Annotated in this window: 17 protein-coding genes; 3 read left to right on the top strand and 14 right to left on the bottom strand. The window is 41.7% G+C overall.

Translation table 11 applies throughout. From position 1 onward, the window contains the following. Positions 1-7 precede the first annotated feature (7 nt). From rplC to mnmA, 13 genes are all read right to left on the bottom strand, one after another. Positions 8-634, bottom strand: coding sequence for a 50S ribosomal protein L3 (rplC, locus tag FN031_RS08140; protein WP_004251088.1), 627 nt, complete (start codon positions 632-634; stop codon positions 8-10). An 83-nt stretch (positions 635-717) separates the two neighbouring features. Continuing rightward, entirely contained in the window at positions 718-1,026 is a 309-nt protein-coding gene (rpsJ, locus tag FN031_RS08135; RefSeq protein WP_001284511.1) for a 30S ribosomal protein S10, read from the bottom strand. Positions 1,027-1,245: 219 nt separating this feature from the next. Next, entirely contained in the window at positions 1,246-1,914 is a 669-nt protein-coding gene (locus FN031_RS08130; RefSeq protein ID WP_142559247.1) for a uridine kinase family protein, read from the bottom strand. A 13-nt stretch (positions 1,915-1,927) separates the two neighbouring features. Beyond that, positions 1,928-2,524 carry an anaerobic ribonucleoside-triphosphate reductase activating protein gene (gene nrdG, locus FN031_RS08125; protein WP_142559245.1) on the bottom strand — a complete coding sequence of 199 codons (597 nt, stop codon included), beginning with the start codon at positions 2,522-2,524 and terminating at the stop codon, positions 1,928-1,930. A gap of 4 nt (positions 2,525-2,528) precedes the next feature. Then, the gene (locus FN031_RS08120; RefSeq protein ID WP_142559243.1) at positions 2,529-3,035 is read right to left on the bottom strand and encodes a GNAT family N-acetyltransferase; all 507 of its coding nucleotides are present in this window, start codon (positions 3,033-3,035) and stop codon (positions 2,529-2,531) included. A gap of 9 nt (positions 3,036-3,044) precedes the next feature. Beyond that, complete coding sequence (locus tag FN031_RS08115; RefSeq protein WP_142559241.1) at positions 3,045-3,545, bottom strand: GNAT family N-acetyltransferase; 501 nt, start codon at positions 3,543-3,545, stop codon at positions 3,045-3,047. A 37-nt stretch (positions 3,546-3,582) separates the two neighbouring features. Then, positions 3,583-3,723 (bottom strand): hypothetical protein, encoded by a 141-nt coding sequence (locus tag FN031_RS08110; protein ID WP_000521609.1) that lies wholly within the window; start codon positions 3,721-3,723, stop codon positions 3,583-3,585. An 11-nt stretch (positions 3,724-3,734) separates the two neighbouring features. Continuing rightward, on the bottom strand, positions 3,735-5,942 hold the full coding sequence (gene nrdD, locus FN031_RS08105; protein ID WP_185928463.1) for an anaerobic ribonucleoside-triphosphate reductase: 2,208 nt from the start codon (positions 5,940-5,942) through the stop codon (positions 3,735-3,737). A 119-nt stretch (positions 5,943-6,061) separates the two neighbouring features. Further along, positions 6,062-7,591 (bottom strand): damage-inducible protein CinA, encoded by a 1,530-nt coding sequence (locus FN031_RS08100; RefSeq protein WP_142559237.1) that lies wholly within the window; start codon positions 7,589-7,591, stop codon positions 6,062-6,064. Positions 7,592-7,635: 44 nt separating this feature from the next. Further along, positions 7,636-7,770 (bottom strand): hypothetical protein, encoded by a 135-nt coding sequence (locus FN031_RS09180; RefSeq protein WP_260604709.1) that lies wholly within the window; start codon positions 7,768-7,770, stop codon positions 7,636-7,638. An 88-nt stretch (positions 7,771-7,858) separates the two neighbouring features. Next, positions 7,859-9,775: a tRNA uridine-5-carboxymethylaminomethyl(34) synthesis enzyme MnmG gene (gene mnmG, locus FN031_RS08095; protein WP_142559235.1), complete on the bottom strand. Its 1,917-nt coding sequence runs from the start codon at positions 9,773-9,775 to the stop codon at positions 7,859-7,861. A gap of 8 nt (positions 9,776-9,783) precedes the next feature. Further along, on the bottom strand, positions 9,784-10,239 hold the full coding sequence (locus tag FN031_RS08090) for an NUDIX hydrolase (protein ID WP_185928462.1): 456 nt from the start codon (positions 10,237-10,239) through the stop codon (positions 9,784-9,786). Positions 10,240-10,378: 139 nt separating this feature from the next. After that, positions 10,379-11,500 (bottom strand): tRNA 2-thiouridine(34) synthase MnmA, encoded by a 1,122-nt coding sequence (gene mnmA / locus FN031_RS08085; protein WP_142559230.1) that lies wholly within the window; start codon positions 11,498-11,500, stop codon positions 10,379-10,381. Between the two features lie 304 nt (positions 11,501-11,804). Here mnmA and FN031_RS08080 point away from each other — a divergent pair, with 304 nt between their 5' ends. Further along, complete coding sequence (locus tag FN031_RS08080) at positions 11,805-12,596, top strand: ABC transporter permease family protein (RefSeq protein WP_142559228.1); 792 nt, start codon at positions 11,805-11,807, stop codon at positions 12,594-12,596. A 160-nt stretch (positions 12,597-12,756) separates the two neighbouring features. Here FN031_RS08080 and apf read toward each other — a convergent pair whose 3' ends face one another. Beyond that, a complete protein-coding gene (gene apf / locus FN031_RS08075) occupies positions 12,757-13,407 on the bottom strand; it encodes an aggregation-promoting factor (protein WP_142559227.1) in 651 nt (216 codons plus the stop codon). A 242-nt stretch (positions 13,408-13,649) separates the two neighbouring features. On the opposite strand from apf, the gene sdaAB reads away from it, so the two are divergent. Beyond that, positions 13,650-14,321 (top strand): L-serine ammonia-lyase, iron-sulfur-dependent subunit beta, encoded by a 672-nt coding sequence (gene sdaAB, locus FN031_RS08070; RefSeq protein ID WP_142559226.1) that lies wholly within the window; start codon positions 13,650-13,652, stop codon positions 14,319-14,321. Positions 14,322-14,329: 8 nt separating this feature from the next. After that, complete coding sequence (gene sdaAA, locus FN031_RS08065; protein WP_142559225.1) at positions 14,330-15,202, top strand: L-serine ammonia-lyase, iron-sulfur-dependent, subunit alpha; 873 nt, start codon at positions 14,330-14,332, stop codon at positions 15,200-15,202. The last annotated feature ends 3 nt before the right edge of the window (positions 15,203-15,205 follow it).

Raw genomic sequence — 15,205 nt, 5'->3', positions numbered from 1 at the left:
TTCCTTATTATTTACCAGCTTTAACTGCTGACTTGATAGTGATAAGAGATTTCTTAGCACCTGGTACGTTACCTTTGATAAGGATAACGTTCTTTTCTGGAACAACTTGTACAACTTCAAGGTTTTGAATTGTTACACGGTCGCCACCCATACGTCCTGCAAGGTTTTTACCTTTAAATACGCGGTTAGGTGCAACAGGTCCCATAGAACCTGGACGACGGTGGTAACGAGAACCGTGAGCCATAGGTCCACGTGATTGTCCGTGGCGTTTGATAACACCTTGGAAACCTTTACCTTTAGACGTACCAGTTACATCAACAATGTCTCCAGCTGCGAAAGTTTCAACTGTGATTTCAGCACCAACTTCCAAGCCTTCAACGTTTTTGAATTCACGAATGAAGCGCTTAGGAGCCGTGTTAGCTTTTGCTACATGTCCTTTAGCAGGTTTGTTGCTCAATACTTCGCGTTTGTCATCGAAACCAACTTGAATAGCGTTGTAACCATCTGTTTCAACAGTTTTAACTTGAAGAACAACGTTTGGAGTTGCTTCGATAACTGTTACAGGGATCAATTCGCCAGCTTCAGTGAAGATTTGAGTCATTCCCACTTTTTTCCCTAAGATTCCTTTTGTCATGAGAAAATAGTTCCTTTTCTATATTTTTTTATTCAAAAAGTTTTTAACGAGCGTTTTTTATGCTCAAGGTTTCAAACTTTAGATTAAAGTTTGATTTCTACGTTTACACCACTTGGAAGATCCAATTTCATCAAAGCATCAACTGTTTTTTGAGTTGGGTTGATGATATCGATCAAACGTTTGTGTGTACGCATTTCGAATTGTTCGCGAGAGTCTTTATATTTGTGAGTCGCACGAATGATTGTGTAGAGGCTACGCTCAGTTGGAAGCGGGATTGGACCTGCAACTTCTGCACCTGTACGAGTAGCTGATTCTACGATTTTTGCAGCCGCTGTGTCAAGCGTACGGTGTTCGTAAGCTTTCAAACGGATACGGATTTTTTTGTTTGCCATCTTTTTCTCCTTTTCGTCTATTTAAGATAATAGGCTAGCTCCACAAGAAAACCGACGCGCGTTGCGTGGCAATGCAACCGAGCGTGTCGCAACCTCTTGCATCAAAGCTAAGGCTGTAATTTTCAGCACCATAATAGAATAACACAAAGCCCCTGCGATTGCAAGGGATTTGACAGGATTTTTTTAATTTTTCGAATGAAACTGTTTTCTTATCGCTCCTTATCTCAAAAAAGCATAAATGAAGTGCAAATTTTTATTTTTTCTTCTATATAATGTTATAATGTTCATAATATTCGTTTTGATCTGAAATTTATCATTTGATTGATTTATCAAGATATCCGCTTTTGACTCGGTTTCTTTATAGTATTGCAGATACTGTTCTCGTCTCATTTGCTGACTAGCCAATATAAAGGATGCATCGCTATTTCTCACAGTCGTATCTCGAGCTAGACGCCTCTTTAATTCTGTCTCTTCATTCGTGTAGAAACAAACAGTTTTGTCAAAGAGTTCCTTTGGTAGAAAACCTACAGACATCCCTTCGACTATCAGAATTGGTTTTGCTCCCGATAAGACCTCACTAGCCTTCCAAGGTTCATCTATTGTCAAGACATCCATACCTGCCTGCAGGGCGAGAATATCTCTCTGCAAACTTGCCAGTTCATGCGCCACTGGCAGACAAGCTGTCACCTTTTGATCAGGTGCTTGTTTTGGCACTACCAGGTGACGTTCTGAGGTGATATAGGGATCTGTTTCTAGCAAATTTACTGTAGTAGAATCTAGGGCTTGATATAATTCCTGAGCAAAAGTTGATTTCCCTGAAGCTCCATGGCCGTAAATACCCAGCGTTTTTACTTTTCCAGACTCTATTTCTGATACTAGTCTTTCTATTAAGTCTTTTTTTTCATTCTCTCTTCACCTGTTCATAGCTTTCTTTTCCATCATTGAGTTTATCCCAAATGACCACTTGACCACTTTGGAGGGATTTTTGCACATCGATAATACGTTGATTGGAAGAACCTCGGAACTGGAGCATAAGATTGCGCTTGCTTTTGTCATAACGTCCATCGACTAGGATATCAATCAGTGACAAGAGTTCCAGTTTATCTGGTGTCTCCAACATCATTTCCTCCCAAGTATAGCCCGTCCACGACCAGATGTCCTTATCTGGCAATTCCTTTCGGATACGTTTTACAAGAGGTAAGAGGATCCCTGTATTCAGAAAAGGTTCTCCTCCTAGCAAGGTTAATCCTTGAACATAGGGTTGGGACAAGTCTGCCATAATCTGTTCTTCCAACTCCACTGTGTAGGGAATTCCTGCATTAAATGACCAGGTCGCAACATTGTAGCACCCCTCACAATGAAACATGCAACCTGCTACGTAGAGGGAATTGCGCACGCCTTCTCCATCGACAAAGTTAAAAGCCTTATAATCAATGATACGCCCTTGGCTGAGCTCTTCACTCTTCCACTCTCCAGGCTCTGGTGTATTCCATGTCATCCTTCTACTCCAACTCTATCCAATAACGCTGACTTCTATCGATTGTATTTTCGTAAACACCACCAGCGGAGAGAATCGTGCGGCGGCTGGCTTTGTTGTCTTCATCGCAGGTAATCAGCACTCGTTCCAATCCTTGCTTTCGAGCCTCTGCTAGTCCTAATCTCAACTGCTCCTTCCCATATCCTTTGCCTCGTTGACTGGGACGGATAGAATAGCCAATATGACCGCCTTCCACAAATAATTTGTCATTCAAGGACAAGCGCAGGGCTAAAAATCCCAAAGGCAAGCCAGTCTCATCAAAGGATAAAAATTTGATTGCAGGAACCCAGCCTACTGGCAGGTTGGCAGCATCCTCCTGCTGCTCTACAATCTTTAAACAATCCTCATAATCCTTTGCTCGCTTCCAAGCGGAGCCCATGCCACCGTGCATATAGGATTTTGCTGCATCGAACTCCGCAATCATCTCTAATATCGCTTCTTTATCTTCCAAAGTTGGTCGTCTTAGCTCCATGCTTCCTCCTTAATCGACATCAATCCAGTAGCGCTCTGTTCCATTACGAACATCTTCCAACTTCCCACCATTAGCTAAGATAATAGCTCGGCTTGCTGGATTTTCTGTGCTACAAGTCACTAAAGCTCGTTTGATATTCTTTTCCTTGGCAATTTGTAGACCTTGTCGGAGGGACTCTTTGGCGTAGCCCTTGCCTCTTTCAGACGGTCGGATGGAATAACCAATGTGACCACCTTCTTCCAATAAGAAGTCACTAAGACGCAATCTCAGATTGAGAAAACCTACGGCTTGTCCATCTCTCGAAAAAGCAACTAACTGAATATCAGGCACCCACCCTTCAGGCAAATTAATCCCCATTTCATGATTCTGATTACTTTCCAACCACTCTTCATAAACAAAATTCTCAGCATCCCAAAATCCGCCATCGTGGGCTGATTGAGTCTGTTCAAACTCTGCCATCATCTCTAAAACTGTTTCTTTATCTGCTAATCTTGGTCTGCGTAGTACCATTTTTACCTCCAATTAAGAGAAAAGCGAGAGGCAACTCTCACTTTTTCTTGTTTTTGTTTAAAAACTGTTCTCTAAGGCTAGCTACTCGGTCTTTTTTATTGCCTCCACCTTTCGAATGCTTTTCGTGGAATCGTTGGACCAAGGCCTTGCCTTTATCATCTAATTGATATTTTCCCATGCTATTTCTTTCTAATTTCTTACTTCATGTCCTGCCGTTTTAATAGTAGAACCGTTCATGTGTTTGACACGCGCAGCAATTTCCTTGTGGCGTCCATTAACCATCGGACGCGCTTGTGGATTCCCAAGATAACCACAGGTTCGTTTAACAACATCTACCGTTTTAGGATCATTATTTCCACAGTTAGGACAAGCAAATCCTCTCTCGGTCGGTTCAAAATCTCCTTCAAAATCACACTTGTAGCAACGGTCAATCGGAGTATTGGTCCCGAGATAACCGACCCGGTCGTAAGCATAGTCCCAGACAGCTTCTAAAGCCTTTGGATTTTGTTGAAGAACTGGGTACTCGCAGTAGTGGATAAAGCCACCAGATGCACCCGCTTCTGGGTAGACTTTCTCAAAGTCCAATTTTTCAAAAGGTGTTGGATTTTTGCGGACATCATAATGGAAGGAATTTGTGTAGTATTCTTTATCTGTAATATCTGGAATAGAGCCGAATTTCTCCGTATCCAAGCGACAGAAGCGGTCTGTCAAACTTTCAGACGGTGTTGAATAGATAGAGAAATGGTAACCATATTGGTCAGACCATTCTTCTACTCGACGTTTCATATCGCGAATAATATCAAGGGTGAACTCTTTGGCTTCTGGATTATTTTCCCAATGATTACCAAAGAAGACTGTCGCTACCTCGTACAAGCCAATATAGCCCAGAGAAATAGTTGCACGACGATTCTTAAAGAGTTGATTAACACTTTCTTCTTTTCCAAGACGACGTCCGAAGGCTCCATACTGATAAAGAATTGGTGCATTAGCTGGAGTGGCTTCCTTGGTTCTTTCCACACGGTAAACCAAGGCATCTTCCGCGATATTCATACGCTCATTGAAGATTTCCCAGAACTTGTTCATGTCTCCTTCGGACTCAAGAGCGATACGAGGAAGATTGACTGTCACGACCCCTAGGTTCATACGGCCCGAATTGACTTCTACTCCATTTTCATCCTTCCATCCTTGAAGGAATGAACGGCATCCCATCGGAACCTTGAAAGAACCAGTCAACTCGACAATCTTATCATAAGACAAGACATCCGGGTACATGCGCTTAGTTGCACACTCAAGAGCCAACTGCTTGATGTCGTAGTTAGGTGAGCCTTCCTCTAAGTTAAGACCTCTTTTAAGAGTAAAGATGAGTTTAGGGAAGATGGCTGTACGGTGTTCTGAACCAAGCCCCTTGATACGAATGTTCAGGATTGCCTTTTGAATTTCACGTTCAAAACGACTGGTTCCTAGACCGAAACCAAGAGAGGTAAATGGCGTTTGCCCATTTGATGTAAAGAGGGTATTAATCTCGTACTCTAGAGATTGCATGGCATCGTAGATGTCTTTTTGGGTTTTCTTCCAGGCATATTCTTGGCGCTTGTCAGGCAAAACCCATTCCTCCGCATCCTTGAGGTGCTTTTGGTAATTTTTCTCTGCATAAGGAGCTAAAACTTCATCAATACGGTCTGCTGAACAGCCCCCGTACTGGCTAGAAGCAACGTTTGCGATGATTTGTGAAATCTGTGCTGTCGCAGTTTGGATAGACTTGGGACTCTCTACCTCAGCATTTCCAATCTTAAAACCATTTTCCAACATGCCCTTGAAATCAATCAAACAACAGTTGGTCATTGGAGTATAAGGACTATAGTCCAAATCATGATAATGAATCTCACCTTTTTGATGGGCATTAGCCACATGTTTAGGAAGCATTTGAAGTCCAATAGACTTCCCAACAATCCCCGCAGTCAAGTCACGTTGCGTGTTAAAAACATTACTATCCTTATTGGCATTTTCATTGACAACCGCCTGATCTTTACTGAGAAGCTTATGAATGCTGAAGTTGATATCCGTCGCTTTTGAGCGCTCAAAATCCCTTTGAGTCCGATAGGTGATGTACTCTTCTGCCAGAGCATACTCTCTAGCCTCTAGCAATTCATGTTCTACGATATTTTGAATTTCATATATTTTAACGTCTTTGGGAAAACGGCTATGAATCTCAGCAACAATCCGTTCAACCAAGCTATTCAAACGCTTTTCTACCAAAGGAGTGACATCCATAACCTTTTCTGCAGCCTTACGAAGCGCCTTTTCTATTTTTTCTACATCAAAGACTACTCGTCTCCCGTCTCGCTTTTCTACAAATAAAGTCGGACTAGGAGCAGTTTTTTCTTCCAATACAATCATATCCAGACTCTTTTCTAAAATGTAATATCTAAGTAGTATTATATCACTTAAAAAATAAAAATCAATATCTTGTGTATTTTTTTAAAAAAATGATTTTTTTACACAAGATATTGATTATTTTATTTTAATTTATAAAGCTTGAAGTCTGCAAGATTACTTTGAACCTGCTGATAATTTTGAGCTAACAACTGCTCCACTTCTTTCCAAAGATTCAATTTTGTATTGACTACAATCATCTTCGGCTTATTTTCACGCAGATCATTAAGAAGTATCGTCTGATTCTCAGCTAGACTTGTATGTAGATTCGGGGCCAACAACTGACTGGCTGATAGACGCTCGCTAGACTGATACATATCAATCTGATTGTCCCAAATATAAATAGAATCACTTTCCTTAGTTTGTTCTTTCACTATTGATTCTATACGTCCACGTTCTTGATAAAGATCTTGATGGAGGACATATCGACCAACAATGGGGGCAGCCACTAAATAAATGAGGGCAAAAATCGGTAAATAGGCATTAATTCTAAGAAAGTCTCCCAAGAGAGTCGATGCTCTTCTATATCTTCTACGGCGATCTGCTCCCTTTAATTCCTTCTCCCCAATTCTTGCTAATAAGAGGATTGTCATAAAGGGCAGATACACTACTAAACGACTCCCATGAATCGGTTCTGTAGAGAATATCAATAAAACAACCAGGAGTATTAACGCAATACCTGAAAAGATAGCAAAATATTTTATTTCAACCGGCTTAGACTGGAAAAATCCTGTAAAAACAAGTACTACGGCACCAAGGGAAAGCGTTAGTAAACCGTAAAAGAGAAGGTTATCTAATAAAGCAGGGTTTGAAAATACATTCAAACTATCTACTGGATAGAGAATTTGACCAATGGCATTCCCAAAACTTCCCTTATACACTGTATAATAGCCTATTGGATAGAATAAAAGTGAAAAGCCAAGCCCAGCGGCAAAAAATTGATAAATACCGTGACTTAAACGACGGCGAACAATATTGAAGGCTGATAAAGCCAAAAACAGGACCAGAGAATACAAAGCGGTTGGCAAAGGAGCTAAGAAAAATGCTAGAGCCATGCTCATCCCAATTCGTAAAAAACCTTTGTCATTGTTGGAATCTACCATATAAGCTAGAGCCAAGTCAAGCCCATAAAACAAGAATGGCAAGGCCAGAATAGTTGCATAGCCCCCACCAAAACTTAAACCTCCTGCAAGAAGGTAGAATCCTATCAACAATTGATGAACCTGTTTATCTCTCTTAGATATAGCTGTTGCTGCTCTGAAAAGGAAGATTCCCGAACCCAGCAAAGCCAACCAGTAGAAGGCAGCAAATACTATACTGCCTTTAACAATGAACTGGAGCAAGTAATATAACAAACCTTCACTTCCAAAAAAGTTTGTGTAAATATCCCCACCTTGATGCAAAGCCCAGCCAATATATGAGTCAGCTGAATGTTGCAGACTTGTTACCCCTAATAGTACTGGAGTAATTGCTGACAAAAGGGTAACCAAGGTAGTCCAGACAATAATTCTTAAAAATGGAATCGGAGATGATTGTTGAGAATTTCCCTCTAATCCTTCCACTTCTGTCCAAGATGGTGTCAGAGCATCTTCTAAGTTATCATTTACATTCATTCTCTCTCTCCTACAATCTGATTTGTTCTAGTATATCAAAAACTCTAGTGCTTGTCAGCTTGTGGTTGACACTTGTTCACCTTATCACATAGATAAACAAAGCGTTCAATCTCATAAAAACGATGGTAGGAAGCCTTTTTATAAGTGTCTAAAAAAGTTTTTTCTTCTATCGTTAACATCCCTTCCCCCCTATACTCTCTATTCGAAAAATAAGGAAAAATCTATCAAAAAACTGAATTCTCAAAAAGAGAATTCAGCTTTTTATTTTTATTCAGCTTTCTTTTCTAAGTTTTTAGAAATGCTTCGATTTTTACCTTCCAGATACACCATAAGAATGGAAATATCTGCTGGGTTTACACCTGAAATACGGCTGGCCTGGCCGATGGTTTCTGGATTGATGAGCTTGAACTTCTGACGAGCTTCAGTCGCGATAGAGTCAATATCATCCCAGTCAATATTCGCTGGAATCCGTTTTTCTTCCATGCGTTTCATCTTGGCAACCTGATCCATGGCTTTTGAAATGTAGCCTTCGTACTTGATTTCTGTTTCAATCAATTCGATAATCTTGTCATCTAACTCTTCAGCAGCAGGTCCGATGAAAGCCACCACATCTTGGTAAGAGACTTCTGGGCGACGAAGGAATTCCTTGGCTGTCACTGCATCTGTCAACGGCTTGAATCCCATCGCTTCAACCTTAGCGTTAGTTTCTTTGACTGGCTTGAGTTTGATGCTGTCTAAACGCTTCATTTCATTTTCAAATTGATTTTTCTTGATTTCAAAACGAGCCCAACGTTCATCGTCAACAAGCCCAATCTCGCGCCCCATCTCAGTCAAACGCATATCGGCATTGTCATGACGGAGGATGAGGCGGTATTCAGCACGACTGGTCAAGAGACGGTAGGGTTCAATGGTCCCCTTAGTTACCAAGTCATCAATCATCACCCCGATATAGCCGTCACTGCGCTTCAAAATTAACTCAGGCTTGCCTTGGATTTTCAGCGCTGCGTTGATACCCGCGATAATCCCTTGACCAGCAGCTTCTTCATATCCAGACGTTCCATTTGTTTGGCCAGCAGTGAAAAGTCCTGAGATTTTCTTGGTTTCAAGCGTTGCACGCAACTGATGAGGTAAGATCATGTCGTACTCGATAGCATAACCTGTACGCATCATCTCTGCATTTTCCAAACCTTTGATGGAATGTACCAAGTCACGTTGTACATCCTCAGGAAGACTGGTTGAAAGTCCCTGGACATAAACTTCCTCTGTATTGCGACCTTCTGGTTCAAGGAAGAGTTGGTGGCGTTCCTTGTCTGCAAAACGCACAATCTTATCTTCAATCGACGGACAATAGCGAGGTCCCACTCCCTTGACCACACCTGTAAACATAGGTGCGCGGTGGAGGTTGTTTTGGATAATCTCATGGCTAGTACCATTGGTGTAGGTTAACCAGCATGGAACTTGGTCTTTAACATAATCTTCATCACGTGAAGTGTAAGAGAAGTGATTTGGTGTTTCATCTCCTGGCTGAATCTCTGTCACATCATAGTTGATAGAGGAAGCCTTGACACGTGGAGGCGTTCCTGTCTTGAAACGGCCGATTTCAAGTCCAAGTTCCTTGAGATTATCAGCTAGGTTAATAGAAGCCAGACTGTGGTTTGGCCCTGATGAGTACTTGAGGTCTCCGATGATGATTTCCCCACGGAGGGCTGTCCCTGTGGTTACGATAACGGCCTTGGCAGCATACTCTTGATGGGTAGCTGTACGAACACCGACAACCTTGCCATCTTCCACCAAAATCTCATCAATCATGGTTTGACGAAGGGTTAGATTTTCTTGATTTTCAACCGTCTTGCGCATTTCCTTAGAGTAAAGTTCCTTATCAGCCTGCGCACGAAGGGCACGGACAGCTGGCCCCTTCCCAGTGTTAAGCATCTTCATCTGGATGTAAGTCTTGTCAATGGTCTTAGCCATTTCGCCACCAAGGGCATCTACCTCACGCACGACAATCCCCTTGGCAGAACCACCAATAGACGGATTACATGGCATGAAAGCCAACATTTCAATGTTAATAGTCACAAGCAAGACCTTGCAACCCATACGGCTCGCAGCTAGGGAAGCTTCAACCCCCGCATGGCCCGCACCGATTACAATAATATCGTATTCTTCCGTAAAATTGTAAGTCATTTTCTCTCCTATTCTTCAAGATGAATGTGTCTTAGTTGGCCGTCCCAATCTGGCAGGGCTGTTTTTAAAAAGGCTGGAACTAGTTGGAAATCCTCAAGCTTGTCCAAGTCAATCCACTCACAAGGTTGCCTTTTCTCATCTTCCTGCATGGTCAATGGGGCGTCCTCAAGCAAGTCCACCAGATAATGAAACTCGATGTTGTGATAATAAACACCGGCTTCTTCAAAAGAATTTTCAACCACAAAAGCTAGCTGCCCAGCTTGAGCTTTGACACCCAGTTCTTCACCCACTTCGCGAACTACGGCTTCTTCCGTTTTTTCGTTCACTTGGATCGCACCGCCAATAGTGTAATACTTGCCCTTGTCTTTGGTGACTAGAAGCTTGCCATTTTGGAGAATCAAAGCTGTCGCCCGAACACCAAAGACCGTGTTCCCCACTTTTGTCCGAAAGTCTTGTTGAGTCATTTTTGCCCTTTCCTTAAAGCGACACAAAAACAGTCAAAACTCGTAAGAAGTGCAGGACAAAAAGCCTGCAACATCCATGAGCTTTGACCATCATTTCTATTGCTGTTATTATTGTAGCAAATTGAGCAAATTTGTCAATCTATATGTACTGACAAACCTTGCCGTCACGGTAGGCATTGTCAATCAAACCACCACCGAGACACTCTTCACCATCGTAAAAGACAACTGCCTGTCCTGGTGTAATGGCGCGTTGTGGTTCCGCAAAGATGACCTCTGCCTTATCTCCTTTGACATGAACAGTCACCTTAGAGTCAGGCTGACGATAGCGGAATTTAGCCGTGCATTCTAGTGTAAATTCCTCTGGCATCTCACGAGTAAAGTGAACCTGACTAGCCTCTAAGCTGGTTGACATGAGCGAATCATGGTAGAATCCTTGGCCTACATAGAGGATATTCTTGCTTAGGTCTTTTCCGACAACAAACCAAGGTGCATTGTCACCGCCCTGTTGTCCACCGATACCGAGTCCGCCACGCTGACCGATTGTATAATACATCAGACCAGCATGCTCGCCCATATCGCGACCATCCACAGTCATCATGCGACCAGGCTGTGCTGGTAGGTAGTTGCTGAGAAATTCTTTAAAGTTCTTTTCTCCGATAAAGCAAATTCCCGTTGAATCTTTCTTCTTAGCAGTCGCAAGACCTGCTTCTTCTGCTAGTCTGCGAACTTCAGGTTTTTCCAAATGTCCCAAAGGGAACATAGTCTTTTGGAGTTGTTCTTGCGAAAGTTGGCTGAGGAAATAGGTCTGATCCTTGCCATTGTCCACGCCACGAAGCATGTGAACGATGCCATCCTCATCACGCGCCACACGGGCATAGTGCCCAGTCGCTACATAGTCTGCTCCCAAGGTCATGGCATAGTCCAAAAAGGCCTTAAACTTGATTTCCTTGTTACACATCACATCTGGATTTGGTGTGCGTCCTGCACGGTATTCCGCTAGGAAATACTCGAAAACGCGGTCCCAGTACTCTTTTTCAAAATTGACAGAGTAGTAAGGAATGCCAATCTGGTCTGCCACCGCAGCCACATCCTTGTAATCTTCGGTCGCCGTACAGACCCCGTTTTCATCTGTGTCATCCCAGTTCTTCATGAAGATACCGATCACATCGTAGCCCTGCTCCTTAAGAAGAAGAGCCGTCACCGACGAATCGACACCACCACTCATCCCCACGACAACACGTGTTTTAGAGTTATCACTCATGGTAAGTCTCCCATCTATTCGTTTATTCACGATTGAAGGTCGTGTGTGCTTCACGATTGAAGGTCGTTTGAGCAGTTTTCATTATAACATGCATAGATAGAGAAGACAAGGAAGATGCTGGCAAACCTAGCCACCTCTTTTATAAATACATGAAGATAGGATACAAAAGAAATTAATTCATCCTTAAACCTCCATTCTCTTTAAAAACTTATTTTTAAAATCAACTAAAAATGATATACTGTTATAAGGAGGAATACGCACATGATTCCTTACATATACCATCATCCATGTGCGTAAAACGATTGTGAACAACTACAAAGACATACTAAAATCAAAAAATACCATTTTTACTATTATAGTTGTTGCAGGTTTTGGACTTTTGGCAGGCTTAGTCATTCATCAAGAACGTGTTCAAGCAGAGAGAGGAAACATTGCTCTCATCAAACAACAACAAAATCAACAAGATGTTGAACAAGTAAAAAACGCTATTAAAGATTTCAATATTGATTCTGAAACCATTATAGAAGATTGGAAAAAAATTCAAGAATTAAAACCAACTACTGATGAAGGCAAAAAGACATTAGCAGACTTTCTCGCTTCTACTGCCGATAAAGTCACAAATCATTATAGTGAAAAAGCTTTGAAATTAGATATAAAAGATTCTGATAGCCAGTTTCAAGATAAACAAGCACTTGAAACAGCCATCACTTCCTTACAAAAAATACTAGGAATCATTGAAACTATCAACTCTGCTAACCAACAAATCTCTATCGAAGAAAAGATAAAACCAATTCAAGAACTAATCTCTAAATTCCAAAAACAAGTTGAAGTCTTGACCAAAAAAGAAGAAGAAAAAACTACCCAAACAGAAACGACCACTAGAGATGCCGGAATAGAAGCCAGCCGTTCAGAAGATAGTGGCTATATTCAAAGCTATCCAGAAACAAATGGAAGCATATCTAATTCCCAGGCACCTGCAACAGATCAATACTCAACTAATAGTGCTAGCAGCGGAGGAGATAATGGCGCTAATACAGGGGGACAAACTGCTGATTCTTCTGGTTCTCAAGCAGAGTCTAATAGCCATAGTGATTAGGTTGAAATTCGCGATACAAACAGTTCATCTTGCTAATTCAGGTGGAACCATTCAGTAAAAGCGCCAGACTTAATACTTTTGTCATCACTAATGTTTAAAGATTATCTTTTATCAAATAAAAGTACAAAAAAGAGCCTTTCAAGGCTCTTATTTTTATTTCTTAATACCAACCGTTGTTAAGCCAGAAGTTCTTAGCAGCTGTCCATGAACCGTAACGTCCTGCCACATAAGCATCTGCTACACGTTCTTGGTTTTCAGCTGAGTAGTCACCGTTTAAGTATGAATCTGTCAATTGGTAACGTCCGATGTAACGTCCGTTTGTAGCTGTGTAACTACCACCTGATTCTTTTTGAGCAATCCACTCTTTAGCTTCTGCTTCTGATCCGCTTACAGTCGCAGCTGTGGCTGGAGTGCTCTCTGCTGCTGGAGTTGGTGTTGCAGCTGCTGGTGCAGAAGTTTCTTCTACAGCTGGAGTTTCTTCTACAGCAGCTGGGGCTGGAGCTTCAGTAGTAGCAGATGCATCAGTTGTAGCAGGTGCTGCTGGTTTTGTCGTCGCTGGTGTTGCAGCAACTACTGGAGCTTCACCGTCGATAACCAATACTTGGTCAACATAGATAAGGTGAATGTTTTTAATGTTGTTCAATTTAGCCAATTTTTCAACTGTTGTGTTGTGAGTTTCAGCAATCTCTGAAAGAGTATCTCCAGGTTTAACAATATAAGTTTTTGATTCTTGTGCAAAAGTTAATGATGGTGCAAGGAAAGCAAGTACAACTGCTAATCCAGCAAATTTAGTTCTAATATTTGATTTCATTTAAAAAAGTTTCTCCTTCTTTCTTATAATTCTATGATACTCTAGAAATATTACTATTTCTTAACATTTTTGTGTAGAAATGTTACAAGACTATTTTTTATTTACCCCTAAAAGACTTTTTTTGTCACAAAAGGCCCTAATTTACACCATTTAAGTAGGAAACAGATATTTCGTGATGGATTCAAGCCAAGGAAAGTAATCTTTGATATAATAGAAGCAAGAATCTTTTTAAGGGGAAACAGATGCAATCACTTCGTTTTCAATCTGTCTTTGATATTATTGGTCCTGTCATGATTGGGCCGTCTAGTAGTCACACAGCAGGAGCTGTTCGTATCGGAAAAATCGTCTCTTCTATCTTTGATGATACTCCAACCGAAGTCGAATTCCAGCTTTTTAACTCTTTTGCAAAAACCTATCGTGGACACGGGACAGACCTTGCCCTTGTAGCTGGTATTTTGGGGATGGATACAGATGATCCAGAAATTCCAAACAGCTTAGAGATTGCTTATAAGCGTGGAATCAAGATTGTTTGGACGATTCAAAAGGATAGTAACGCCCCTCACCCTAACACCACTAAAATTACTGTTAAAAATGCCCATAAGAGCATTAGTGTTACTGGTATTTCTATCGGTGGTGGAAATATACAGGTGACAGAATTAAATGGTTTTGCCGTATCTCTCAACATGAACACCCCTACCATCATCATCGTTCATCAAGATGTTCCAGGTATGATTGCTCATGTGACAGAAGCTCTTTCTCGCTTTGGTATCAACATCGCTCAAATGAATGTAACTCGAGAAAAAGCTGGTGAGAAAGCAATTATGATTATCGAAGTTGATAGTCGCAACTGTGAAGAATCTATCGAAGAAATTCGTAAAATTCCTCATTTACACAATGTCAATTTCTTTCAATAGGAGAAAATATGTTTTACTCTATCAAAGAATTAGTTGAACAAGCCGAACTAGATTTCCAAGGCAATGTTGCTGAGCTCATGATTACTACTGAGTATGAGCTAACTGGACGAGAGAGAGAAGAAGTTCTTCTCCTCATGAAACGTAACCTTGAAGTCATGAAAGCTTCTGTCGAGCTTGGTCTCAGCGAAAAGAAATCTCGTAGCGGTTTAACCGGAGGAGATGCAGCCAAGCTCGATCACTATATCAAACAAGGAAAGACCCTGTCAGACTTGACAGTTTTATCTGCCGCTCGTAATGCCATTGCAGTTAATGAACACAATGCCAAGATGGGACTCGTTTGTGCAACACCTACTGCAGGAAGTGCAGGATGCCTCCCAGCAGTTCTAACTTCTGCCATTGAAAAGTTAGATTTAACACACGAACAACAACTCGATTTTCTATTTGCAGCTGGAGCTTTTGGCCTCGTCATTGCCAACAATGCCTCCATTTCCGGAGCTGAAGGAGGATGCCAAGCTGAAGTCGGTTCTGCTTCAGCCATGAGTGCTGCTGCTCTTACCTTAGCTGCCGGTGGAACTCCTTACCAAGCTAGCCAGGCGATTGCCTTTGTTATTAAAAACATGTTGGGCCTTATCTGTGATCCCGTTGCAGGATTAGTTGAAGTACCATGTGTCAAGAGAAACGCTATGGGAGCGAGCTTTGCCTTTATTGCAGCCGACATGGCCCTAGCAGGTATTGAATCAAAAATTCCAGTTGATGAAATCATTGATGCCATGTATCAAGTTGGCTCTAGCCTCCCAACTGCCTTCCGTGAGACTGCAGAGGGAGGACTTGCTGCTACCCCTACAGGCCGACACCTTCAAAAAGAAATCTTCGGCGACTAATTT

It is taken from the genome of Streptococcus mitis (assembly GCF_902159415.1).
Taxonomy (GTDB): Bacteria; Bacillota; Bacilli; order Lactobacillales; family Streptococcaceae; genus Streptococcus; species Streptococcus mitis_BG.
The sequence above is the reverse complement of the archived record's forward strand: the minus strand, read 5'-3'. Positions and strand labels throughout refer to the sequence as shown.

Coding starts and splice junctions, on each gene's coding strand:
- FN031_RS08115 (WP_142559241.1), bottom strand. CDS start 3,545: ATGGTACTACGCAGACCAAGATTAGCAGATAAAGAAACAGTTTTAGAG.
- mnmG (WP_142559235.1), bottom strand. CDS start 9,775: ATGACTTACAATTTTACGGAAGAATACGATATTATTGTAATCGGTGCG.
- FN031_RS08090 (WP_185928462.1), bottom strand. CDS start 10,239: ATGACTCAACAAGACTTTCGGACAAAAGTGGGGAACACGGTCTTTGGT.
- nrdG (WP_142559245.1), bottom strand. CDS start 2,524: ATGACATGGAATACACCAGAGCCTGGAGAGTGGAAGAGTGAAGAGCTC.
- nrdD (WP_185928463.1), bottom strand. CDS start 5,942: ATGATTGTATTGGAAGAAAAAACTGCTCCTAGTCCGACTTTATTTGTA.
- rplC (WP_004251088.1), bottom strand. CDS start 634: ATGACAAAAGGAATCTTAGGGAAAAAAGTGGGAATGACTCAAATCTTC.
- FN031_RS09180 (WP_260604709.1), bottom strand. CDS start 7,770: ATGTTAACGATAGAAGAAAAAACTTTTTTAGACACTTATAAAAAGGCT.
- sdaAA (WP_142559225.1), top strand. CDS start 14,330: ATGTTTTACTCTATCAAAGAATTAGTTGAACAAGCCGAACTAGATTTC.
- FN031_RS08120 (WP_142559243.1), bottom strand. CDS start 3,035: ATGGAGCTAAGACGACCAACTTTGGAAGATAAAGAAGCGATATTAGAG.
- FN031_RS08110 (WP_000521609.1), bottom strand. CDS start 3,723: ATGGGAAAATATCAATTAGATGATAAAGGCAAGGCCTTGGTCCAACGA.
- FN031_RS08100 (WP_142559237.1), bottom strand. CDS start 7,591: ATGAATGTAAATGATAACTTAGAAGATGCTCTGACACCATCTTGGACA.
- apf (WP_142559227.1), bottom strand. CDS start 13,407: ATGAAATCAAATATTAGAACTAAATTTGCTGGATTAGCAGTTGTACTT.
- sdaAB (WP_142559226.1), top strand. CDS start 13,650: ATGCAATCACTTCGTTTTCAATCTGTCTTTGATATTATTGGTCCTGTC.
- rpsJ (WP_001284511.1), bottom strand. CDS start 1,026: ATGGCAAACAAAAAAATCCGTATCCGTTTGAAAGCTTACGAACACCGT.
- mnmA (WP_142559230.1), bottom strand. CDS start 11,500: ATGAGTGATAACTCTAAAACACGTGTTGTCGTGGGGATGAGTGGTGGT.